The organism is Dellaglioa sp. CoH-56-MRSF-13 (assembly GCF_056782095.1).
On sequence record NZ_JBXAYC010000104.1, the window covers coordinates 1 to 348 of the forward strand.

Here is a 348-nt window from a genome sequence, read left to right on the forward strand (position 1 = left end):
TGGATGGTCGCGCATTCGACAATCCGTTTGCCAAGGCCGGTTCGCAGGCCGCCGCGTGGGAACTGGGCACGCAAGACGGCGCTGAGCTGCGCACGCAGCGTGAAGCACAGCCCGGCATTCAGCGTCGTACGGTGACTGTTGCCGAAATCGCGGCCGAGGTCGATCTGCTACGTGTGGCTGATGACAAGGGCCCCATGACCACAAATCGTGCCTACGCTGAAGGCGTGAACGAGACAGTGGACGCGGTTCTCGCGATCCTGCGTGGGGAGGTTGTCTGAGGAACGCAGCACAAATTCGAGTGCGGCGCGCTCAGGCGTTTTCTCGTGGATACGCAGCACATGGCCGGGG

Annotated in this window: 1 protein-coding gene; it reads left to right on the forward strand. The window is 62.9% G+C overall.

Annotated features, from left to right (window positions below):
* On the forward strand, nucleotides 1-278 hold a 278-nt coding region (locus AC1RP1_RS08085), incomplete at its 5' end, for a hypothetical protein (protein WP_481762729.1).
* Between the last annotated feature and the right edge of the window lie 70 nt (nucleotides 279-348).